Source organism: Pseudomonas sp. GNP012, from assembly GCF_054343835.1.
Genome location: NZ_JBTGUU010000001.1, coordinates 3,274,273 through 3,297,259, shown reverse-complemented (window position 1 = coordinate 3,297,259; position 22,987 = coordinate 3,274,273). Strand labels below are relative to the sequence as shown.

Annotated in this window: 20 protein-coding genes; 8 read left to right on the top strand and 12 right to left on the bottom strand. The window is 59.8% G+C overall.

What is annotated here, in order from left to right:
- Positions 1-27: 27 nt before the first annotated feature.
- Genes ACXX83_RS14745 through ACXX83_RS14735 form a run of 3 tightly spaced genes read right to left on the bottom strand, consistent with a single transcriptional unit; the run spans position 28 to position 3,125 of the window.
- Positions 28-870, bottom strand: coding sequence for a carbohydrate ABC transporter permease (locus tag ACXX83_RS14745; protein ID WP_015095827.1), 843 nt, complete (start codon positions 868-870; stop codon positions 28-30).
- Positions 867-1,829 (bottom strand): carbohydrate ABC transporter permease, encoded by a 963-nt coding sequence (locus ACXX83_RS14740; RefSeq protein WP_126050437.1) that lies wholly within the window; start codon positions 1,827-1,829, stop codon positions 867-869. Before ACXX83_RS14740 ends, ACXX83_RS14745 begins: the two co-directional genes overlap by 4 nt.
- A gap of 21 nt (positions 1,830-1,850) precedes the next feature.
- Positions 1,851-3,125 carry an ABC transporter substrate-binding protein gene (locus ACXX83_RS14735; protein WP_458550204.1) on the bottom strand — a complete coding sequence of 425 codons (1,275 nt, stop codon included), beginning with the start codon at positions 3,123-3,125 and terminating at the stop codon, positions 1,851-1,853.
- A gap of 167 nt (positions 3,126-3,292) precedes the next feature.
- On the opposite strand from ACXX83_RS14735, the gene ACXX83_RS14730 reads away from it, so the two are divergent.
- From ACXX83_RS14730 to ACXX83_RS14710, 5 genes are all read left to right on the top strand, one after another.
- Positions 3,293-4,858 carry a carbohydrate porin gene (locus ACXX83_RS14730; protein ID WP_015095824.1) on the top strand — a complete coding sequence of 522 codons (1,566 nt, stop codon included), beginning with the start codon at positions 3,293-3,295 and terminating at the stop codon, positions 4,856-4,858.
- 160 nt (positions 4,859-5,018) lie between these two features.
- Positions 5,019-5,927 carry a carbohydrate kinase family protein gene (locus ACXX83_RS14725; protein WP_458548945.1) on the top strand — a complete coding sequence of 303 codons (909 nt, stop codon included), beginning with the start codon at positions 5,019-5,021 and terminating at the stop codon, positions 5,925-5,927.
- On the top strand, positions 5,920-6,333 hold the full coding sequence (locus ACXX83_RS14720; protein WP_458550203.1) for a ParA family protein: 414 nt from the start codon (positions 5,920-5,922) through the stop codon (positions 6,331-6,333). The genes ACXX83_RS14725 and ACXX83_RS14720 overlap by 8 nt, the downstream gene beginning before the upstream one ends.
- A 172-nt stretch (positions 6,334-6,505) precedes the next feature.
- Complete coding sequence (locus ACXX83_RS14715) at positions 6,506-8,545, top strand: oxidoreductase (RefSeq protein ID WP_458548944.1); 2,040 nt, start codon at positions 6,506-6,508, stop codon at positions 8,543-8,545.
- Positions 8,546-8,727: 182 nt separating this feature from the next.
- Complete coding sequence (locus ACXX83_RS14710) at positions 8,728-9,654, top strand: 1-aminocyclopropane-1-carboxylate deaminase/D-cysteine desulfhydrase (protein WP_458548943.1); 927 nt, start codon at positions 8,728-8,730, stop codon at positions 9,652-9,654.
- A 126-nt stretch (positions 9,655-9,780) separates the two neighbouring features.
- Here ACXX83_RS14710 and ACXX83_RS14705 read toward each other — a convergent pair whose 3' ends face one another.
- From ACXX83_RS14705 to ACXX83_RS14695, 3 genes are all read right to left on the bottom strand, one after another.
- Positions 9,781-10,341 carry a cytochrome b gene (locus ACXX83_RS14705; protein WP_458548942.1) on the bottom strand — a complete coding sequence of 187 codons (561 nt, stop codon included), beginning with the start codon at positions 10,339-10,341 and terminating at the stop codon, positions 9,781-9,783.
- Positions 10,342-10,596: 255 nt separating this feature from the next.
- Positions 10,597-11,424, bottom strand: a complete 828-nt coding sequence (gene phnX, locus ACXX83_RS14700) for a phosphonoacetaldehyde hydrolase (protein ID WP_458548941.1) — start codon at positions 11,422-11,424, stop codon at positions 10,597-10,599.
- Between the two features lie 155 nt (positions 11,425-11,579).
- Positions 11,580-12,689, bottom strand: coding sequence for a 2-aminoethylphosphonate--pyruvate transaminase (locus ACXX83_RS14695; protein WP_217835737.1), 1,110 nt, complete (start codon positions 12,687-12,689; stop codon positions 11,580-11,582).
- A gap of 109 nt (positions 12,690-12,798) precedes the next feature.
- Here ACXX83_RS14695 and ACXX83_RS14690 point away from each other — a divergent pair, with 109 nt between their 5' ends.
- Positions 12,799-13,662, top strand: a complete 864-nt coding sequence (locus tag ACXX83_RS14690) for a LysR substrate-binding domain-containing protein (RefSeq protein ID WP_458548940.1) — start codon at positions 12,799-12,801, stop codon at positions 13,660-13,662.
- A gap of 94 nt (positions 13,663-13,756) precedes the next feature.
- Here ACXX83_RS14690 and ACXX83_RS14685 read toward each other — a convergent pair whose 3' ends face one another.
- Positions 13,757-14,629 (bottom strand): LysR family transcriptional regulator, encoded by an 873-nt coding sequence (locus ACXX83_RS14685; protein ID WP_458548939.1) that lies wholly within the window; start codon positions 14,627-14,629, stop codon positions 13,757-13,759.
- Between the two features lie 267 nt (positions 14,630-14,896).
- Between ACXX83_RS14685 and ACXX83_RS14680 the strand changes: the two genes are divergently transcribed.
- Positions 14,897-16,222, top strand: a complete 1,326-nt coding sequence (locus tag ACXX83_RS14680; RefSeq protein ID WP_217835735.1) for an MFS transporter — start codon at positions 14,897-14,899, stop codon at positions 16,220-16,222.
- Positions 16,223-16,289: 67 nt separating this feature from the next.
- Here ACXX83_RS14680 and ACXX83_RS14675 read toward each other — a convergent pair whose 3' ends face one another.
- Positions 16,290-17,702, bottom strand: coding sequence for a type VI secretion system Vgr family protein (locus ACXX83_RS14675; RefSeq protein ID WP_458548938.1), 1,413 nt, complete (start codon positions 17,700-17,702; stop codon positions 16,290-16,292).
- Positions 17,703-17,927: 225 nt separating this feature from the next.
- Between ACXX83_RS14675 and ACXX83_RS14670 the strand changes: the two genes are divergently transcribed.
- Positions 17,928-18,632 carry a YebC/PmpR family DNA-binding transcriptional regulator gene (locus tag ACXX83_RS14670; protein WP_007976978.1) on the top strand — a complete coding sequence of 235 codons (705 nt, stop codon included), beginning with the start codon at positions 17,928-17,930 and terminating at the stop codon, positions 18,630-18,632.
- Positions 18,633-18,782: 150 nt separating this feature from the next.
- Here the strand turns inward: ACXX83_RS14670 and ACXX83_RS14665 are convergent, their stop codons facing one another.
- From ACXX83_RS14665 to ACXX83_RS14650, 4 genes are all read right to left on the bottom strand, one after another.
- Positions 18,783-20,096 carry a leucine-rich repeat-containing protein kinase family protein gene (locus ACXX83_RS14665; protein WP_458548937.1) on the bottom strand — a complete coding sequence of 438 codons (1,314 nt, stop codon included), beginning with the start codon at positions 20,094-20,096 and terminating at the stop codon, positions 18,783-18,785.
- Positions 20,097-20,304: 208 nt separating this feature from the next.
- The gene (gene zapE / locus ACXX83_RS14660; RefSeq protein ID WP_458548936.1) at positions 20,305-21,429 is read right to left on the bottom strand and encodes a cell division protein ZapE; all 1,125 of its coding nucleotides are present in this window, start codon (positions 21,427-21,429) and stop codon (positions 20,305-20,307) included.
- A 169-nt stretch (positions 21,430-21,598) separates the two neighbouring features.
- Positions 21,599-22,351, bottom strand: coding sequence for an anti-sigma factor family protein (locus ACXX83_RS14655; RefSeq protein WP_458548935.1), 753 nt, complete (start codon positions 22,349-22,351; stop codon positions 21,599-21,601).
- Positions 22,348-22,854 (bottom strand): sigma-70 family RNA polymerase sigma factor, encoded by a 507-nt coding sequence (locus tag ACXX83_RS14650; RefSeq protein WP_015094344.1) that lies wholly within the window; start codon positions 22,852-22,854, stop codon positions 22,348-22,350. The genes ACXX83_RS14655 and ACXX83_RS14650 overlap by 4 nt, the downstream gene beginning before the upstream one ends.
- Between the last annotated feature and the right edge of the window lie 133 nt (positions 22,855-22,987).

The window sequence follows — 22,987 nt, the reverse complement described above, 5'->3', positions numbered from 1 at the left end:
GATGCTGTTCCTTGTCTTTGTTGGGCATCAACCCTTTAACGCGCCGGCAGTGAGACCGGAAACGATTCGGCGCTGGAAGATCAGCACCAGAATCACCAGTGGGACGGTGACCAGCACCGATGCGGCCATCAACAACCCCCAAGGCAACTCATGAGGGCTACCGCCGGAAATCAAGGCGATGGCGACCGGCACCGTGCGTTGCGTGTCGGTGAGGGTGAAGGTCAGGGCAAACAGGAACTCGTTCCAGGCTGCGATGAAAGCCAATAAGCCAGTGGTGACCAGTGCGGGCCAGAGCAGTGGCAACAGTACTCGGGTCAGCGTGACCCAGGGTGAAGCGCCATCCATGATTGCCGCTTCTTCCAGTTCATGGGGCAGTTGCCCCATGAACGTGGTCAGCACCCAGACGGTGAAGGGCAGGGTGAAAATCGTGTAGCTCAGAATCAATGCCCAGGAGGTGTTGTACAGACCCAGGGCGCGGATCACTTCGAACAACCCCGACAGCACCGCGACCTGGGGAAACATCGACACGCCAAGGACCATCATCAAGACCGTGCCTCGCCCACGAAACTTCACCCGGCCCAAGGCATAGGCGGCGGTCAGGCTGAGGAACAGCGCCAGTGTCACCACGCACAGCGCAACCACCAGCGAGTTACCGATAGCTCGCAGGAATGAGGCTTGATGGAGTACCGCCGCGTAATTGGAGAAATCGGGGTTATCGATCCAGTAGCTCACCTCGAACAAGGCGCTGGACGGTTTCAGCGAAGTCACGATGGCATAGTAGAAAGGGAAGACCGCATACAGCAGCAACACCCCGATCAGGCACCAGAACCCGAGGCGCAACAACGTTTTTTTCAGTAGGCGCGGGCTCATGACCGGACCTCCAATTGACGGCGTCCGAGGTAGAGATAAAGCATGGCGATGACCGCAACCACCAGAAACAGCAGCGTCGAGGCCGCGCTGCCGTAACCGACGTCCTGGAACTCCACCAGGTGCTGGCGGGCATACACCGACATGCTCATGGTGCTCGACGAGTTCGAGGTCAGCACATAGATCACGTCGAATACCCGTAGCGAATCGAGGATGCGGAAGATCGCCGCCACCAACAAGGCGGGCATCAGCAGGGGAAGCGTGACACGCCAGAACACCCTCAGCGGATGAATGCCATCGACCCTGGCGGCTTCGTAGCAATCACTCGGCAACATCTGCAAGGCCGCTAGCATCAGCAGCGTGACAAACGGGACGGTCTTCCAGACATCGACGATGATCACCGCCCACATCGACAGGTCTGCATCGGCCGTCCAGGCCAGGGGAGCGTCAATCAGGCCGAGGCTCAGCATCAGGTGATTGATGATGCCGAACTGGTCGTTAAGCATCCATGACCAGATCTTCGCCGAGACAATGGTGGGAATCGCCCAGGGAATCAGAATCAACGCGCGCACCAGAGAGCGGCCGGTGAACTTGATGTTCAGCAGCAACGCCACCAGCAGACCCAATACGACTTCCAGGCCCACTGACACCACGGTGAAATGCAAGGTGTTGCGCACCGCGTTCCACCATTGCGGATCGACCAGGATGCCCGACCAGCTGGAGCCGTTGTGGAACAGATAATTGCTCAGGCCAACGAAGGAACCGCCACCGGTGTCCGCAAGGTTGGCGTCGGTCAGGCTGAACCAGAATGTGCGCAGTAGCGGCCACGCTGCCACCAGGGCCAGGCACAGCAACATCGGCGTCAGAAACAGCCAGGCGGCGCGTACCCGGCGACGTTGTACGGGCGTTTCCCTGGTGAGCAGGAACTCGTCACAGGGATCATGGGTAGTAGAAACAGACATGGTGATTTCCTTCCTTGTGGCTTACCAGTTCCGGCGTTTGATGCGCGTGAGTTCGCTTTCCAGTTCGGCCAGCGCCTGATCGACAGGCAACTCGCCCGCCAGCACGCCATGCACTCGATCGAAGAACGCATTGGAGACTCGTGGATAGCGATCGGCGGTTATCGAGGCGGGGCGCATCACCCCATCGTTGAGAATGCTGTGCAACTGAGCGTAATAAGGCATTGCCGCGAGCAATTCGGGATCTTGATACAGTGACTCGATAACCGGGTTATAGGCACCTATCAGGGCACGACGTTTTTGCTCTTGGGCACGGGTCAGGTAGCTCACCAGCTCGGCGGCAAGTTTTGGATGGGCGCTGTAGCGCGATACCGCCAGGCCCCAGCCACCGAGGGTGGAGGCATGGCTGCCGGTCTCGCCGCCGCGGGGCAGGGGAGCGACCCCGACCTTGTCTTTTACGGCACTGTCCTGGCTTTGCACCAACGCCCAGACATAAGGCCAGTTACGCATGAACAGCGCATTTCCCGACTGGAATACGCCACGAGCTTCTTCCTCGGTGTAGTTGAGTACGCCACGCGGGGAGATGTCTCCCACCCAGCTTTTCGCCAGGGTCAAAGCCGTTCTTGAAGCCTGGCTGTTGACCACGATGTCACCTCGTGGATTGACCAGTCCGCCTTCCGGTTGGCTGCTGATCCACTCCAGTGCATTACACGTCAGGCCCTCGTAGGCGCGCCCTTGAAAGATGTAACCCCACGCATTGGGATTCCCGGCAGTGCGCTCGGCCTGTTGAATACTCCTGGCGGTAGCGGTCATTTCCTCCCAGGTCTGAGGAACCTGCTGGTTGTACTTCTCGAGCAAGTCCTTGCGGTAATACAGCAGGCCCGAGTCGGTGAACCACGGCATCGTCACCAGCCGTCCGTTCACCGTGGCGTTATCCACCTGTGCCTGGAAATAGCCTTGGGTCGGGTTGGCAGGAAGCACCTCGCGCAGATCCATCAAGTGTTTGGCCAGCATCCCTGGCCACACCATATCGATTTGAATGATGTCGATGTCGCTGGATTGCGCACTGAGGATCTGTTGATAGAACGACAACCTCTCGGTCGCCGAGTTAGGCGTGGAAACCACCTCGACGTTGTTGCCGGTCTGTTTCGACCACGCCTCGACAGCCTCCTTGCAGAGCTGCAACTCCGCACCCACCGCGCCACACGAGATCGTTAAATCGGCAGCGCTCGAGAGGCATGGAAATCCGGCACAGAGGGTGAGTAGTGCGGCTGGAAGGAGAGTTTTTAGCTGTTTCATAAAGCCCTCTTTATTTTTGTTTTTAGAAAAGTTAACGTTAACATCGCCAAATGTAGCAGCGTATTTGCGATGAGGCATCCTTTTTTTCGTCAATTCTGACAATTCACAATTGACGAAAAAAGGCCGCTCGCGGGAACGGAAAAATAAAAACAAAACAGGAAATTCACATGCAGAAAGCATCAAGCTGGCTACTCGCAGGCGTGCTCGGCACCTCGGCGGTAACCTCTCAGGCCGCGACTCTGGAAGAACGCATGGCCGCGTTTGAAGCCCGTGCCAGCGCCGCGGAAAAGCGTGCAGCCGCAGCCGAGCAGCAAACCCAGGCACTCGCCAGGGAATTGCAGCAGATCAAACTCGCCACTGCTCCCTTGCAGCCCGCCGCGTCTACTGCGGCAGTAATTTCAGCGCCCGCTTTGGATACCCGACTGGCAAAACTCGAGGCCCGTCAGCAAAGCCTGGAGAAAGAGGCCAGTACCGGACACCTCACTGATGGGTTCAGCTTCAACGGCTACGCCCGCTCCGGATTGCTGATCAACGATCGGCTGGGTGGTGGTCGTGGCGGCCCTTATGAAACTCCTGCCGGTTCAGTCGGTGGTGCAGTCGGGCGACTCGGTAACGAGGACGACACCTACATGCGTATAGACCTGTCGAAAGAAATCTATGCGCAAAACGGCACCCGTTCCAAATTCACGGTCTCCATCGCCGATGGTGTGGAAAGCTCCAATGACTGGACGGCCGACGAAAGCAAACTGAACGTGCGCCAGGTATTCACAGCGCTTGACCACGTCGCTGCGTTCAAGGGCAATTCAGTGTTCGAGAACGCCACCCTGTGGGCAGGCAAGCGATTCGATAGAGATAATTTCGATATCCACTGGTTGGACTCGGACGTTGTCTATCTGGCCGGCACCGGGGGTGGAATCTACGATATGCAGATGAACAAGAATTGGCGTTCGAACTACTCTTTGATCGGGCGTAACTACGGGGATTTCAGTCAAGGCGATCTTAGTGCCGATGTGGAAAGCTACATCCTGACCTCCAACCAGTTCTTCGAGGATGGTCAGTGGCAGTGGATGTTCAATGCCATCGGCGCAAAGAAAAACGATTTCGCTACCCGCACCAATGCAGCGGGTTTGACGCCTGCGGATTCCGGCTTGCACAGCATGCTGGCCAATCACCAGAAAAACTTTTTCGGCAGGGAAGGCTTCTTCAAAACGGCGCTGCTCTATGGGCAAGGTCTGGGGGCAGAGGTCAAGAACGTCGGCTCGGATGGTGAACTGATTGATGATGCCCGCGCTCTGCGTCTGGCACTTTACGGTGAGACACCCCTTGCGTCTGACTGGCGTATCGGCCCCAGCTTGCTGGCCGAACAGAGCAAGGATAGATACGTCAAGGGTGACGACTACCGCTGGCTGACCCTGAACGTGCGATTGGCTAACAAAATCAACAGCAATTTCGAGATGGCCTACGAAATAAGCTGGCAAACCATGAACCTCGACCCGAAGGACTATCTACAACGTAATGCGGTCGACGGTAACTTTTGGAAATTCACTGTCGCCCCGACATTCAAACCTGAGGTTGGAGATCTTCTTACACGTCCCGAATTGCGAGTGTTCGCAAGCTTCATGAACTGGTCTTCGGATCTGGACAGATTCAGTACCACAGACTCCTTTGGCATGACGGACTTCAAAGCCGGAGGTGTATGGCAATACGGTATACAAATGGAAACCTGGTTTTAATACTTGAACGCGTCCGGCCAACATCTGCTTTGAAGTTGGCTATGAAAATTTCTCTAACTTCAACAAACCCTGCCTTTCATCAAAGCGCATTGAGTAAGTGATTACCGGTCGATTCTGATCAGCCAGCAGTTCCCTACGATAAAAAATTGAGGAAATGACGATGGTATTGCCTCGCGCAGTAGTGTTTGGCGAAGCCCTGACCGATCTTGTCCAAGGCACTCCTGGACAGTGGAAGGGCTACCCAGGTGGTGCTCCCTGGAACGTTGCACGAGCGCTAAGTCGCTTGGGTGTCAGCAGTGCTTTTGCCGGGTCGGTGAGCATGGATTCACTGGGTGACGAGATAGTTTCGCAGTCGGAAGCAGCTGCAATGGATATGAGGTTTATCCAACGGGTAGACCGAGATCCTTTGGTCGCCATCGTTCCATCGAGCCGTCCCCCAAGATACTTTTTTGCTGGAGATGCCGATCTGTTTTTTGATCCGGACCTGATGCCCGAAGGATGGATCAACCAAGCAGAGCTGTGTCATTTCAGCTGCATCAGTTTGGCTCGACAGCCACTTGCAGACAAGCTTGTTAAAATTGCTCAGCAGGCCAAAAAAGCCGGTAAACGGATTAGCTATGATCCGAACTGGCGCAATTTAATGGATAGCCATTATCGGGAGCAGACCTTCCCTACGATGACCACCCTTGCTGACATGATTAAGCTTTCAGATGAAGATCTTCGGCAAATTTATCCAGGACTGACAGAACACCAGGCAATGGATGAGCTTCGCGCTCTTAATCCTCAGGCGCAGATCCTTTTTACCCGAGGGGAACACGGGATGATTCTCCACACCCCGGATAGCCAACTCGATCAGCCGGCTATTGCCGTGAAGGTGCAAGACACGGTTGGAGCAGGAGACGCTTGTATGGCTGGTTGGCTGGCTGCGCAGTTGCTGGGGATCGCAGACTTGAGAGAACGCCTGCGATTTTCAGCAGCTTGCGCATCCATATCGTGCCGCCATGCCGGAGCCCATGCTCCTGCGCTAGCTGATGTAGAAGGTTTACTGAAGCTGCTAATACATACCTGACCGTGGTTGCCGGCGCTGCAAGCTGGGAGCCAAATTCAAGATAAATAAACTGCGCCGGCTGCTCGACGAAGTGGCACCAGACTCCGACCGGAGGTGCATCGATACGCCTCCGGCAATGAATTTCTATGCGTTCAGTGCACTGATCGCGGCGGATGCGGTTTTGATTCTATTCGATTGCGATATCTTGGCTCGCCTTGCTCTTAACCAGATGCGGACACAAGTGGCAGATCTCAAGACCTACCAGAACAAGTCGCTAGTCGACGAAGGGATTGTCATCAATCACTACTCGAGCGTCACTGGCTTCTACCAAAAACTGGTCGAGGAGCTTATCGTGGAAGGGCTGCCGGTGTTTCATCTCTTTGCGGATAGACAGCAATCGACCCAATATAGCCGATCACGTGTCTAACGAAATCAGGGGCGATTCAATCGCCCCCAAAAAAGTTGCTGCACATTTCGATCATTAAGTTGTCAGTTACGGTCATTGAGCGACGGCGTCGCGGCTCTTAGTCTGTCGAACATGACTGATGGGGGCCGCAGAGCTCCTGCACTTTCCGTGATCGATCGATGTGGAGTTACCGATGACCGCCGCTCAATACCCGCACCTGTTGGCTCCGCTGGACCTGGGTTTCACCACGCTGCGCAATCGCACCCTGATGGGCTCGATGCACACGGGCCTTGAGGAGAAACCGGGTGGTTTCGAACGCATGGCGGCGTACTTTGCCGAACGTGCCCGTGGCGGTGTCGGCCTGATGGTTACCGGTGGTATCGGCCCCAACGACGAAGGTGGCGTGTATTCCGGTGCGGCCAAGCTGACGACCGAAGAAGAGGCGCTCAAGCACCGTATCGTCACCCGTGCCGTTCATGACGCGGGCGGCAAGATCTGCATGCAGATTCTCCACGCCGGTCGTTATGCCTACAGCCCGAAACAGGTTGCACCCAGCGCCATTCAAGCGCCGATCAACCCGTTCAAGCCCAAGGAGCTGGACGAGGAAGGCATCGAGAAGCAGATCAGCGATTTCGTCACCTGCTCGGTACTGGCGCAAACCGCCGAGTACGACGGTGTGGAAATCATGGGCTCCGAAGGCTATTTCATTAACCAGTTCCTCGCCGCCCACACCAACCACCGTACCGACCGTTGGGGTGGCAGCTATGAAAACCGCATGCGCCTGCCGGTGGAAATCGTTCGCCGCGTGCGTGAAGCGGTCGGCCCGAACTTCATCATCATTTTCCGTCTGTCGATGCTCGACCTGGTCGAAGGCGGCAGCACCTGGGAAGAGATCGTTCAACTGGCCAAGGCCATCGAGCAGGCCGGCGCGACCATCATCAACACCGGTATCGGCTGGCACGAAGCGCGGATTCCGACCATCGCCACCAAAGTGCCACGCGCGGCGTTCAGCAAGGTCACGGCCAAGCTGCGGGGTTCGGTGAATATTCCGCTGATCACCACCAATCGCATCAACACGCCGGAAGTCGCCGAGCAGATCCTGGCCGAGGGCGATGCCGACATGGTGTCCATGGCGCGGCCCTTCCTCGCCGATCCGGATTTCGTCAACAAGGCCGCTGAAGGTCGCGCCGATGAGATCAACACCTGCATCGGCTGCAACCAGGCCTGCCTCGACCACACCTTTGGCGGCAAGCTGACCAGCTGCCTGGTCAACCCGCGTGCCTGCCACGAAACCGAACTCAATTACCTGCCTGTGCAGCAACTGAAGAAAATCGCCGTGGTCGGTGCCGGCCCTGCCGGTTTGTCCGCCGCGACCGTGGCGGCCGAGCGTGGCCATCAGGTGACGCTGTTCGATTCGGCCAGCGAAATCGGCGGTCAGTTCAACATCGCCAAGCGTGTTCCGGGCAAGGAAGAGTTCTTTGAGACCATTCGCTACTTCAACCGCAAGCTGCAGACCACCAACGTCGAGGTGTGCCTGAACACCCGCGTCGACGTGGCACAGCTGGTCGAAGGCGGCTACGACGAGATCATTCTGGCCACCGGCATTGCGCCGCGCGTGCCGGCGATTCCTGGCGTGGAAAACGCCAAGGTGCTGAGCTACCTGGATGTGATCCTGGAGCGCAAACCGGTCGGCAAGCGTGTCGCGGTGATTGGTGCCGGTGGTATTGGTTTCGACGTCTCCGAGTTCCTCGTTCATGAAGGTGTCGCTACCAGTCAGGACCGCGCCGCGTTCTGGAAGGAGTGGGGCATCGATACGCACCTTGAGGCACGCGGTGGTGTTGCCGGTATCAAGGCCGCACCCCATGCGCCAGCCCGCGAGGTGTTCCTGCTGCAACGCAAGAAGTCCAAGGTCGGCGACGGCCTGGGCAAGACCACCGGCTGGATCCATCGCACGGGGCTGAAGAACAAGCAGGTGCAGATGCTCAACAGCGTTGAATACCTGAAGATCGACGACGAAGGCCTGCACATCCGCATCGGCGAAACCGGCGAGCCGCAGGTGCTGCCAGTGGACAACATCGTGATTTGCGCCGGGCAGGACCCGCTGCGCGAGTTGCATGAAAGCCTGGTGGCGGCGGGGCAGAGTGTGCACCTGATCGGTGGCGCGGACGTCGCGGCAGAGCTGGATGCCAAGCGGGCGATCAATCAGGGTTCGCGGTTGGCGGCGCAGTTGTAATAGCAGGTTCAGCGTGCCAATGGCCATCGCGAGCAAGCTCGCTCCCACAGTTATTGCGTTGTTCATGAGTTTTGTGAGCGACACAAATCCACTGTGGGAGCGGCGGTGCGACGATTCGACTTGCCCGCGATAGCGTCCGCATGGCTGTTAAGATGCCGGCTCTTCACCTAGAGCCGGCATTGATGCTTCTCCCTTCCTCCACCTGGCTACCCCAGCCCACCCTCGAACGCGTTGATCTCGACTGGCTTACCGATGCCGGCATCGAAGTCGCCATCCTGCGTCTGGACCAAATCGATCCGCTGATCAGCGGCAACAAATGGTTCAAGCTCATCGAACACCTGAAGACCGCCGACCGCGCAGGGGCCGAAGGCATCATCAGTCTCGGTGGCGCGCATTCCAATCACCTCCATGCGTTGGCTGCGGCGGGCAAGCGTTTCGGCTTTTCCACCGTCGGCTTGTTGCGCGGGCATCCTCAGGAAACACCGACCGTGAAGGATTTGCAGGCATTTGGCATGCAGTTGCACTGGCTGGGTTACGGCGGCTATCGGGCGCGACATGAGGCCGGTTTTTGGCAGCCATGGCAAACGCAGTATCCGACATTGCATCCGGTGCCTGAAGGTGGAGGCGGATTACCCGGTGCACGAGGGTGCATGCAGTTGCGGGCGCAGGTTTGTGCGCAACTGGCTGGATTAGGCTGGAGTGATTACGACGGTTGGTGGGTGGCCTGCGGAACCGGCACTACCCTCGCGGGGCTGGTACTGGCAGAAGCTGGTGATCATCCGGTTTTCGGGGCGTTGGCGGTGCCTGAAGATCATGGCGTGGCGCTGCAGGTCGAGATGATCGTGGGGCAAGCGGGCGTGTCAGATCCGGTGTATGAACTGTTTGAGGCCAGTCGCGGTGGCTTCGCCAAGGTCGATCCGCTGCTGCTTGAGTTCATCGAAAAGACCGGGCAGGCCAGCGGCATTCCCTTGGAACCGCTGTACACCGGCAAGGCACTGCTGGCACTCAAGCACCAAGTCGAAGCGGGCCGATTCGCCCAAGGTACGCGACTGATCTTCATCCACACCGGCGGCTTGCAGGGGCGGCGAGGGTTTGATTCACAAGCCTGAAACGCACCGCAAATCAATGTGGGAGCGAGCTTGCTCGCGATGAGGGCATTGCATTCAGCACATTTGTCAACTGACACACCGCCATCGCGAGCAAGCTCGCTCCCACATTTTGGGTTGCCGCCAAGTTCAGTTATCGCGGGTTCCGCCTTTGGGCGTCATCCGCAGCAAGGTGTTATCGCCCACCACATAATGGTGATACAGCGCGGCCACGGCATGCAGGCCGATCAGCCAATAGCCGATAGTGCCGCCAAGCTCGTGCCAGTCCTTGAGTTGTTTGGCCAGGTCCTTGTTTTCCGCGATCGGCATCGGCAGGTCGAAACCGTAGAACATCACCTGGTTGCCTTTGGCGCTGGTGACCAGCCAGCCGAGAATCGGCGTGACGATCATGAAAATGTACAGCGCCCAATGCATCAGCCTGGCCAGCGTCGTTTGCCACTGCGGCGAGGCGGGGAAGACCTGCGGCGCCGGGCCCAGACTGCGTGCGAACAATCGCAGCCAGACCAGGACGAATACGGTCAGACCGAGCATGAAGTGTGATTCGACGATCAGCGTGCGCCCGCCACTGCCCTTGGGAAAGAGCCCGCGAAACTCGATACAGGCATAAACCAGCGCCAGCAGGACCAGCATCAACCAATGCAACGTGATCGATACGGTGCTGTAGCGCGAGGCAGAGTTTTTCCACGGCATTCGGTGTTCCTCACAGGTCCGGTTTAAAGCCACCGCTCTTGTCCGACGGTGTGCCTTAAATGTAATCCTGTTTCACCGGGTTTGCCTGAGGTGATCGATTGCTCGTTGCTCTGGATCAGGTAATTGACGGCAAAAACGCATCGGCCCCAGTAGGAGCTGCCGCAGGCTGCGATCTTTTGATCTTCAGGTCCCCAATGACGCCGAAAATCAAAAGATCGCAGCCTGCGGCAGCTCCTACAAGGGGAGTCGCGGTTTTTAGCTCGATTGCGGCATTTCGCCGTTGGCCAGGCGCTTGTTGATGTCGGCGATCACCTGCGACAGATCGGTGATGGTGTCGATCATGTAGTGCGGGCGCGAACTTTCGAACATCCCATGGATGCGCTTGCGCTCACTGTCCAGTTGGTCGCTGCCCAGCGCGCGATAACCTTCGTAATCCAGACCCAGGGCGTTGCCCGAGCAGATCAGCGCCACGGTCCACATGCCGGCGCGGCGACCTTCGAGAATGCCAGGCACGGTGTCATCGATCTTCACGCACGCGGCGACATCGTCGATGCCCAGGGCAATGACGTTGGCCAGCGCCTGGGCGGGCCATGGGCGACCATTCGGGACTTCGTCGGTGGCAACCACGTGATCGGCCACATAGCCGTTGGTGGCAGCCAGTTCGACAACCTTGTCCATGACCTGTTTCGGATAACCGGAGCAGGAGCCGATCTTGATCCCTTGCTGGCGCAGGTTGGCGATGGTCTCCAGAGCGCCCGGAATCAGCGCCGAGTGTTCGGCGATTTTCTCGATCTGCAGCGGCATGAAACGCTGGTAGATCGCGGTGACGTCGTCGTCGGTCGGCGTGCGGCCGAAGACTTTGCGATAACGCTCGGCAACTTCCGGCAGATCGCACAGGGTGCGGATGTGGTCCCACTTGCCCATGCCCATCGGGCCACGGGCTTCTTCGATGGAAACCTGGACGTCGAACTCGGCGAAGGCCTCGACGAAAATCTGCGTCGGGGCGAAGGAGCCGAAGTCGACCACGGTGCCGGCCCAGTCGAGGATCGCGGCCTGGAGTTTGCCTGGGTTGGAGTAGTTCATGGTGTTTGGATTCCTGTGAGAATGAGCTATTCGGTAGTTCGCGTTACCTGTGGGAGCGGGCTTGCCCGCGATGGGGCCCTGTCAGTCGACATCAGTGGTGAATGTCAGACCGCAATCGCGGGCAAGCCCGCTCCCACAGGGGAATGCGGTGTGGGTTAGATCTCCAGCACTTCCATCTCGCGCAACACCTCGCCAATCGCGGCCACGGCTTCGCGCATCTCGGCCGGTTGCACATGTCCGATGCAGCCGACGCGGAAGGTTTCGACCTGGGTCAGTTTGCCGGGGTAGAGGATGTAACCCTTGGCCTTGACCCGCTCGTAGAATTCCTTGAACTGGTAGCGTGGATCTTTCGGGGCGTGGAAGGTGGCGATGATTGGCGCCTGAATGGCCGCCGGCAGGAAGCTGCGCAACCCCAGGTTGCCCATCTCCTCCATCAGTGCCTGGCAGTTGGCGGCGTAGCGTTCGTGCCGGGCCGGCAAGCCGCCTTCTTCGTTGTATTGCAGCAGGGCTTCGTGCAGCGCCGCGACCACGTGGGTCGGCGGGGTGAAGCGCCACTGGCCGGTCTTGGCCATGTAGGCGTGCTGGTCCTGCAGGTCCATCGCCAGCGAATGCGAGTTGCCGGCGGCGCTGGCCAGGGATTCTTTGCGAGCGAAGACAAAACCCATGCCAGGCACGCCTTCCAGGCATTTGCCCGAGGCGGCGATCAGGGCGTCGAACGGCACTTGTTGCGCGTCCACCGGCAGGGCACCGAAGGAGCTCATGGCGTCGATGATCAGGCGCTTGCCGTGTTGTGCAACGACCTGGGCGATCTCCGGCAGCGGATTGAGGATGCCGGTGCTGGTTTCGCAGTGAATCAGGGCAACGTGGGTGATGCCGTTGTCGGCGCGCAGCAGGCGGTCGACATCGGCGGCGGTGGTCGGTTCGTCTTCGGCGGTTTCGAAGGTGCTGAAGGAACGGCCCAGCACTTCGCAGATTTTCGCCAGGCGTTTGCCGTAGGCGCCGTTGATCAGTACCAGAACCTTGCCATCGCGAGGCACCAGGGTGCCGATCGCGGCCTCGACGGCGAAGGTGCCACTGCCTTGCAAGGGCACGCAGTGGTGAGTGGCGGCGCCGTTGACGATCGCCAGCAATTGCTCGCAAAGACTGGCGGTCAGTTGATTGAAGCGCTCATCCCATGAGCCCCAGTCGATCATCATCGCCTGACGGGTGCGGGCCGAAGTGGTCAACGGGCCGGGGGTGAGCAGGATGGGTTCGGCAGCACTCATTTTCGTGTCCTCGCAATCGATGGGATGAAGCTACGGGGCTTAAATTGCAATTTGCCGTGCTATCAATCAAATTGTTTGTTGTTATGCCAGCCATCAGTGAGGGTTATTCATGAACCTGTTTCAGCTCCGCGCCTTCGATGCCGTGGCCCGGGAAGGCAGTTTTACCCGGGCGGCGGCGCGGTTATTCATCAGCCAGCCGGCGGTCACCGGGCACATCAAGGCGCTGGAAGAGCACTACCAGATCACCCTGTTGCGCCGCACCGCCCGACGCGTGGAACTGACGGAGGAGGGCACCAAGCTGGCGGCGATCACCCGGGCGATGTTCGGCCTGGCCGAGGAGGCGCAGACGATGCTCGAAGCCAACCGGCAATTGCTGACCGGACGCCTGGAGGTGGCGGCGGACGGTCCGCACATGGTCATGCCGATGCTCGCCAGCCTGCGCGCGCGCTACCCGGGGATCACGGTGAACCTGCGCCTGGGCAACGCCCAGGAAACCCTGGCGGCGCTGCTGTCCGAACATGCCGACGTGGCGGTGCTGACCGAAGTCGAGCCGCGCAAGGGCTTGCATCTGCAGGCACTGAGCGAATCACGGATTTGTGCGCTGGTGCCCGACGGGCACCCTTGGGCGCAGAAGACCAAAGGCGTGCAGCTCAAGGAACTGGATCAGGTGATCATGGTGCTGCGCGAACCGAGTTCGATTACCCGGCGCACCTTCGATGAGGCTTGCGCCCAGGCCAGGGTCAATCCGCGGGTGCTGCTGGAACTGGACAGCCGCGAAGCGGTGACCGAGGCGGTGGCCGCCGAACTGGGGGTGGGGGTGGTGTCGTCGGTGGAAGTCAGCCACGACCCGCGAGTGGCGGCGGTGCCGATCATTGGCGAGGGGTTGGTGAACCGGCACATGATCGGGTGCATGGAGCGGCGCCGGGATTTGCGGTTGATTCAGGCTTTTTTGGGGTTGGCGTCAGTCAGGTAGACCGAGTCGCCTGCATTCGCGAGCAAGCCCGCTCCCACATTTGGAATGCATTCCCCTGTGGGAGCGGGCTTGCTCGCGAAGAGGCCGGGCCTGCTTAAACAATACTCTCGCGAACCATCTCTAGAAACGTCGCCACGATTCGCCGCGAACTTTGCTCGCGCAAGCACACCAGCGTTTCAGTCAGCCGCCGTTTGCAATCGGTAATCGGCAAGGCGCATACCCGTGAGTCGGCGCCGAACTCGGCCGCCGACACCACGCCGATGCCAATCCCTACCACCACCGCTTCACGAGCGGCTTCCCGGCCTTCAACCTGGATCGCCGGACGAATGCGCAGCCCGGCGCCGGCCATTTCCTCCTCCAGGGTCTGGCGCGTCACCGAACCGATTTCCCGCAGTACCAGCGGTGTGTCATCAAGGTCGGCGAGGGTGATGGATTCACGGTCGGCCCACGGATGATTGCGCGACACGAACGCCACCATCGGGTCATTGCGCAGGGGCAGGGAGATCAGGCGTTCGTCACTGACGTCCCGGCCCAGCAACGCCAGGTCGGCCTGATAGTTGAACAGTCGAAACAGCGACTCATCAGTGTTGCCGGTTTCGATCTTCACGCTGATCCCCGGGTAGCGTTCGCAGAATCGGGCAATCTGCGGCAGCACGTGCACCGGCGCATCCACCGCCAGGATCAGGCTGCCGGTCTGCAGGGCCTGGGAGTCCTGCAGCAGTTCCTGGGCTTCGGCCTCAATCACAAAAAGCCGCTGGGTAACGCTCAGCAGGCGTTCGCCCAGATCGGTCAGGCGTACCGAACGCTTGTTGCGGTGAAACAGCAAAACACCGTAGCGCTCTTCAAGTTTGCGCACTTGGTCGGAAATCGCCGGCTGCGTCAGAAATAGCCGCTCGGCGGCTTTGGTAAAGCTTCCATATACCGCAACGGCATGGAACGCTTTGAGTTGGGCGTGGGAAACCGACATCGATATCTCCAGTAACAAGCAAAGCTTATTTTGGAAATACGATAAATCGATTTCACTTATTAAACAGTAATTGTTTTTATCACACTCAGCCCCGCTGACCGGTCAGTCGAACCGCAGCGGGTGCCATGAGCCTGGGCGTGCAAAACAGGACTCATCTGACCGGTATCCGCCGTAGGGACAGGGCGATATCGCAGTGCTCAACAATAAGAAAACAGGCATTTGCTTCCAATTCTGCCGGCACACTCACACCCTGAGGTCAGAAGCACAATGAACAAGCACATCGGCACCATCAAGCGTTGGCGCGTGCAGATCTTCGCGATCACCTGGCTTGCCTACGCCGCGTTCTACTTCACCCGCAAAGCCTTCTCGGTGGCCAAGCTCGGCATCGCCGAAGACCCGACCTTCATGCTCGACAAAATGGCCATGGCCAACCTCGATGCCATCTACCTGACGGCTTACGCCGTCGGCCAATTCACCTGGGGCATCCTGGCCGACCGCTTCGGTCCGCGGGTGGTGGTGCTCGGCGGGTTGCTGATTTCCGCTGGCGCGGCGCTGGTGATGGGTAATTTCGCAACCTTACCGATTTTTGCTACCTGCATGCTGGTACAAGGCCTGGCGCAGTCCACCGGCTGGTCGGGATTGTGCAAGAACCTGGGCAGTTTCTTTCCCTCCGAACAGCGCGGTCGGGTATTGGGCCTGTGGAGTTCCTGCTACGCCTTTGGCGGGCTCGTGGCCTCGCCGTTTGCCGGCTGGTGGGCGTATACGCTCATCGGCACCTGGCATGCGGCGTTCATTTCCAGTGCGGCGGTGGTCGGGCTGGTCGCCGTGCTGTTTTTTATTTTCCAGCGCAACAAACCTGAAGACGTCGGCTTGCCGGCTGTGGAACCGGAGCCAGAACAGACCGCTGAAGAAACCCTTGCCCAAAGCAGAATCAGAATCTGGGAGCCACTCAAGGAAATCCTGCGCAACCGCACGGTACTGGTGCTGGGGCTGGCGTACTTCATGCTGAAACCGGCGCGCTACGCGATTCTGCTGTGGGGACCGGTGATCGTCTTCGAACAGATGCCTTCGGTAGGCAAGGTCGGTGCGGCGATCATTCCGACCTCGTTCGAACTGGCCGGGTTGCTCGGGCCGATCATGATCGGCCTGGCCTCGGACAAACTGTTCGGCGCCCGGCGCATGCCGGCTTGCGTACTCAGTCTGTTGGCACTCACCGTGACCCTGGCGTTGTTCATGGGCGCCCTGCATACCGGCAGTGTGGTCCTGGTGGTGGCGCTCTTGTTCGTCATGGGCCTGACGCTCTACGGGCCGGACTCGATGATCAGCGGCGCGGCGGCGATCGATTTCGGCACGGCCAAGGCCGGTGCGACGGCAGCCGGGTTCGTCAACGGTTGCGGTTCCGTCGGGGCGGTGCTCGGCGGATTGCTGCCGGGTTACTTCGACTCGGTCACGGTGTTCATTGTCTTCGCCGGTTGCGCGATGTTCTCGGCACTGGTGCTGATCCCGCACTGGAACAGCCGCCCCGGCGGCCTGAAAACCAACCCTCCCTCCGTGCCCGATCGGGCGATGAACATCAAACCCCTGCGTACCTGAGTGCTGTTCCTCGTCGCCGATGTGTACATCGGCGGCGGTTACACCGGGCTGTGGACCTCGATCATGCTCATTGACGGTGGAGCAGCCAGTCGAACAGCAGGCGGGTATCGCCACGGGGTTCACGGGGCGGTGGGCGCAGAGGTTGTGGCCGAGGGCCCAGCGCCGTACAGAGCACCGGGCGATCCGGGTCACTGTCGAGGAAGACCACCTGTACCTCACTGCCGGCCACGGGCAAGCGGGACGGATCGATCCAGTCCTCGGCGGTGGTCAGCGCCAAGGGTAGCCACAGGCCGCTGGACAACGACTCTGTGGCTGAATCTGTGGCGGGCCAGAGGTTCACCCGAATCCGGCCATCCTCGTCCACTGTCGGCGGTTGTCCGACCGGGCCGCACACCTGGCCTGGCTGATACCCGGGGATACTCGGCCTGGGTTGTTTAAGCGCGGGCCTGAACACCGTCGACCAGGGGATGGCGCTGAATTGATTGCGGTAACCCAGGGCCATGCCCGTTGAGTCGTCGAGCAGAATCGATGGCTGACACCCCTGATGGCTTGTTTCGGTCACCAGCCATTGATCATTGAAACTCTCCTGGGGATGCCCGGCCACCTGCACGATCCGGCCGCTGCGTAATGCTCCCAGGTTGCTTTGACCGTGGATCTGCAGGTGCCGGCACCGCAGGCGTTCCAGTTGTCGCCGGCTGAGCTGGTCGCGATGCTGCTGTTCGCCAGCGAGAACCTGTCTGGCCGTGGTGAACGAGTGATTGGCTGCGCCGTCGCTGATGTCCGCTGCACCAGGATTGCTCGCACCCGGGCGCACAGGGGGGAGCGAAGCATCATGGCGCTGGAACAATTCGCTGATCACAGGTTGGTGATGGTCGTTGCCTGCGTCGCTGCGCAGCGGCATGAGCAGCGGCTCCTGGGGGAAACTCAGGCTGTCATCGGCCAGTACCAGCACATGGCCGTCGCGTTGATGCTCGAAGTGGTAATGGATGCCTTCTTCCTCGCACAGTCGTTGCAACAATGCCAGGTCGGTTTCTTCGTACTGAATGCAAAAAGCTCGCACGGGATAGTGGCCGGTTGCCAGTTCAAAGCGATAACTGCTGGCGGGCAGCCCATGTTCCTCGAGCAACTGGCGCAGGATCATGGGCACGCTGGCGCGCTGGAAAACCCGTCGGCAGCGTTGCTGCTCCAGTTTCTGGATACCGGACACCAGCACCAGTTTGTAAGCGACCCGGTGTGCGCTTCGATATTCACACCCGGCGCTGTGCAGCACGCCATGTATGCCCTGATCGTGGCCGAACTCGAGAAACGCCGGCTGGTGCAGCAATCGTTCAAGGTTCAGGGCCGGTGCCAGGCCGATAACCTCGATGTCGAATCGATAGGGCTGGTTGAGTGCTTCGTGACCGCTGAACCGGACCACCTGGAAACTCAGGTCGTCATCGAGAAGCGTCAGGGTGGTGGGACTTTCCTTGTCGTTGTGCATCGAACACGCTGCTGCCGTTGAATAGGCTGCAAAGCGTACGAAACCCCGGCGCATTGCGGACAGGCTAAAGCGGCATTTCAGAATCCCCCTACAACCGCTGGTGAAGATGTCGATGCCAGTCGGGATTTTTTGGTCGATTGCCAACTTTAGGCCGTATAAACTTGCGCAAAGCGTCGGCCAATGGTTGTCTCGACGCCACAGATGTCACAGATAAGAGAGTGAGAAATGGGCGCACAGTGGAAGGTTAAACACAAAGAAGCGGCAGCCAATGCCAAGGGCAAGATCTTCGGCAAACTGGTGAAAGAAATCACCATTGCTGCGCGCAATGGCGCTGATGTTGCTACCAACGCGCACTTGCGTCTGGTCGTTGAACAGGCCAAGAAAGCTTCGATGCCCAAGGAAACACTGGATCGCGCCATCAAGAAGGGCGCGGGCCTGTTGGGCGAGACCGTGCAATACCATCGCGTGACCTATGAAGGGTTTGCCCCGCATCAGGTGCCGTTGATCGTCGAGTGCGTGACCGACAACATCAACCGCACCGTTGCCGAAATCCGCGTGGCGTTCCGCAAGGGTCAACTGGGCGCTTCCGGTTCGGTAGCCTGGGACTTTAACCATGTCGGCATGATCGAAGCGTCGCCGGACACCCCGGACGCCGATCCGGAAATGGCCGCCATCGAAGCCGGTGCTCAGGATTTCGAACCGGGTGAAGAGGGTGCAACCCTGTTCCTGACCGAACCGACCGACCTCGACGCGGTACAGAAAGCCCTGCCGGAACAAGGCTTCACCGTGCTGTCGGCCAAACTGGGCTATCAGCCGAAAAACCCGGTCAGCGGCCTGAGCGACGAGCAGATGGCGGAAGTCGAAGCCTTCCTCGAAGGCCTTGATAACCATGACGACGTGCAGGACATGTTTGTCGGGTTGGCGGGTTAAGTCTTTGTGTCAATGACGGTTCTGTTGTCTGTCAGACCGTCATCGCGAGCAAGCTCGCTCCCACAGTTGACCGAGTTGCCTGGTTGGGCGCGGTCTAATGTGGGAGCGAGCTTGCTCCGGGCGGCGATCCGACGATTGACCGCATAGCGGTCACAGACTTTCCAATTGCCGCACGACTTCGCTAAACCCCGGCCGCGCCAGCACCTGCGGCTGACAGCAACGCCGCTCCAGATCTTCCAGCACTCCACGCCGATCATCGCTCAACCCCGAGTCGATCCGCACCAGCAACTCCCCCAGCAACACCCCGAACGCCCGCACCTCGATCCGCTGCAAGGCACGGCTTTCAAGGCTGTCGGAAATCCCGTGGAACGACGCCGCGCCAAAGTCCCCCAGCAAGCAGTCTCCCTGCTCATTCCACAGGATATTGTGCCCGTAGAGGTCGCCGTGGGTGATGCCATGGCTGTGCAGGTGTTCGGCCACCGAGGCAATGCCCGAGGCAATGCGCAGCGCCACGGCCGCACTGAAGCGCAAGTCGTCGGGGTAGATGTCGCGGCTGCACGACGCTAGGCTCGGCAGTGCGGCGAGGTTGCGGTAACTCGGTGCGATCAGTTGCATCACCAGCCCGGCGGTTTGCTGCGGATGATCGACAATCCGCCCTTCGACGCGGATCAGGTTCGGGTGCAGGCCGGCGGTGATGCAGGCGTTCATCTCGTGCAGCGGTGAACCATCGCTGGTCATTTCGCCCTTGTAGAGCTTCACCGCAACGGCCATGGGCGGTTGCTCTGCCTGTTGCCAGACCGCCTGATGGATCACCCCGGACGCACCTTCGCCAAGCTTTTTTTCCAGGCGCAATGCCGACCAGTCAATGCGCGGTGTCGCGTCGAGGGCCGCGGCATCGGCTTCGGTTTCCAGCGGGTTACCGGCGTACGCCAGCCAGGTCAGGCTCGGCAATTCCAGCAGCCATAGCGGCAACTCGGTCAACTGGTTGGCCGCGATGCGGATCAGCTCCAGCCGATGGCACTGACGCAACGACTCCGGCAGCGCGTGCAAACGGTTGCCGGCGAGCATGAGCTTTTGCAGGTATGGCCGCTCTCCCAACTCGCTCGGCAGCGTCTCGATGCAGTTGTCGGTCAGGATCAGCCAACGCAGCCGTGGTGGCAGCGCCGCAGCGGGCACGTGGGAGATGCGGTTGGCCTTGAAGCCGATCATCGTCAGTGCGGCGCATTGGCCCAGACAGGCCGGCAACTCGGTGAAGCGGTTATCGGAGCAGAACAGCACGCGCAGACGGGTTAGGCGATGCAAGTCTTCCGGCAGGGTGCTCAAGGCATTGCCGCTGAGGTTGAGTACTTCCAGCGAGTCCGCCAGATCGAAAATCTCCCGGGGGAATTCCGTGAGGCCGTCGACCAGATCCAGCCGCGTGATGCCTGACAACTCGCCGGCACGCAATTGAGCAAGGGTATGCATGAACAGATTCGCCATTAGCCAAGGGGAGGACGCGTGGGAAATGGGCGACATGATAGCGGGAAAGATGTGGCGCCTGTCAGGCCGCTTTCGCGAGCAAGTCGAATCGTCGCACCGCCACTCCCACATTGGATTTTTGTCTTGGCACAGATCCAATGTGGGAGCGGGCTTGCTCGCGAAGAGGCCCGTCAATACAACACAATAATATCGGTCAGGCCGGTTCGCTGACTTCGACCAGTTGCCCCAGTCGACTGCGGGTGCGGGCCAGATCGATGGCATCGCCGTCCAGGCATTCGCGCAGGGCGTGTTGTGCGAGCAGTGTCAGGTGCTTGTCCTGGTCGTACAGTACGTCGATGAGGTTGATGAAGCGCTGTTGGGCGGCCATCGAGCACTCAGCGAGCCGCGGCAGGTCATCGATGATCCAGCGATCGAAGCGGCGGCATAGCTCCAGGTAATCCATCACGGCCACAGGCTGGTCGCACAGGTCGGCGAAAGTAAAACCGATGCGGCGCTCATCGCACAAACGCGCCTGGAAATGCCGGGTGCCTACGGGGAGCAATAGGGGCGGGGCGCCGCGATCCGGCAGATTCAATGAGCGCCGCTGCACCGCGCTGGCTGGCCACACATAATGGCCTTGGGTGAACAGCTGCTGCGCATGGCTGCGGACCTGGCTGCGATAGTCGTGTGGACCGCCGACTTCCATGACTTGCATGCGTGCATTGATCAAGTCGATCACCGGTTTGAAGCGGGCGTGGTACAGCGGATTGGGCAACAGGCCTGCGGGCGGGTAGTTGGAGGTGACCAGCAACAGGATGCCGCGCTGAAACAGTGCCTTGAACAACCGGGTGATGAGCATCGCATCGCCGATGTCGTGCACATGGAACTCATCGAAACACAGCACCCTGCAATCGCTGAGCAATGCATCCAGGGTGATCGCCAGGGCCTCGGGATGTTCGCGATGCTCGAACATGCCCTGGTGCAGTTGGGCGAAAAACTGATGAAAGTGCAGGCGCTGTTTTTGCACGAGGGGAACGGCGCGGAAAAAACCGTCGAGCAGCCAGCTCTTGCCGCGCCCCACGGCACCATGCAGGTAAAGACCCGGAAGGGTTTGCGTCGAAGCGCCCATCAACAGGCAGGTATGCCGGGCCATGCAGTCGATCACGCGTTGCTGGCTGTGACTGAGGGTGTAGCCCCGGGAATGGGCCTGGTGACGAAAGTAGTCGTGGATAGCCTCGCCTGCCTCGGCGTTGCCGGCAGCCGGTGCCTTGCCGAGAAGACGACGCAACGATTGCCAGCGCGATTTGATTCGCGAACGATTGGGTGGTCGAACGGCCACTGAGATGTCACCTCTGGTGTGCGGGCAGGCTCCCCGAGCTGCGGCGGCATAGTTTAACCAGAGCAGGGAATGTGCTTCCAGCGGAGTTGACCTGTCCGGGCCACCGTAACCGGGTTCTGAAGGAACACCGCAAACCCTGTGGGAGCAAGCTTGCTCCCACAGAGGGGGATCAGAACCGAGTGGTCTGCTTGAGCATCTGCGCCGCCGCTGTGTCCGCCGGGCTGACCATCGCATAGTTGTAGCCAGCACCCGACCAGTACTCGGCCTGCAGGTCTCCATCGCTACGGCTGCCACGGGGCAGCAGGTAGTTTTTCGGTCCTGGCGGGCGCACATAGAAACTGATTTTCTGCCCGCCCTGATTCTCGTAGACCACCATCGCTGCCGGGCCTTGCTCGGTACTCAGCAAACGCCCGCTGGCCGGCTTGAACCCGGCACCCGAGAGGTCGGGCAGGCGATTGGCCCGGGTGAAGTAGCGGTCGAGCCAACCTTGCATGTCACCGTCGTCGCCGGCCTTGTAATCCGCCGGCAGGATGCCTTGCTGGGCAATCAGGCGATACGCCTGCAGGGCATCGGTCATTGGAAGCTGGGGGCTCGCGAGTGTCATCTCCCGCGCTTGCCAACCGCTGAAACCGCCGAAGCTGACGGCGATGAGCAATACCGCGGCACTGGCCAGGTGTCGACGGGATTGGCGTTTGAGGCGCTGGCGTATCACCGCCGGATCCAGGTCCGGGTTCGACGGTTGTTGCAAGGCTCCACTCAAGGCCGCGCGCAGTGCCTGGGCATCCTGCTGCCAGGCGCGCACTTGTGCCGCCACGGGCGGGTTACTGGCCAGAAATGTCTCCACCAGGCGCCGGTCGGCGTCGCTCAGTTGGTGGTCGACGTAGGCGTGCAGGTCTCGCTCGCTGGGGGGCATGCTGATCATTTGAGTCTCCGCAGGGATGGGCGGTTGATTTCGCCATCGCTGAGTTGGCGCAGGGCCTGGCGAGCCCGGGACAGGCGGGACATCACGGTGCCGGTGGGGACGTCGAGAATCTCGGCGACCTCTTTGTAACTCAAGCCTTCTACCGAGACCCAGAGCAGCAGCGCGCGTTGTTCGGTGGGCAGTTGATCGAAGGCATTGAGGGTCGATTGGGCAATGACGGTGCGCTCCACCGAGGGCTGGGCATCGTCACGGCCGGTGAAAAAATCGAGCATGCGCGCGTAGCGCCGGGAGCGGCGGTGCGCATCGAGAAACTGCCGATACAGAATCGAGAACAGCCAGGCGCGCAAGTCGCCCTCGGCGCGTTTGCCAGCCCAACTCGACAGTGCCCGCTCCAGGCTGGCCTGCACCAGATCGTCGGCGCTGCTGGAGTTGCGTGTCAACGACACAGCAAATCGCCGCAATCTGGGAATAATTTCTCTCAGTTGTTCGTCGATATCGTTCATGAAGTTCTGGCTAGTCACTACGCTTGGGACTAGGAAGACGCCCGGTACTCGAGGTTATTCCACGCCTGAAAAAATAAATACCGCACGCTGGAATAAACCTGCCTGCGGTTCGTCTGCTTGATTCTTCTCACTT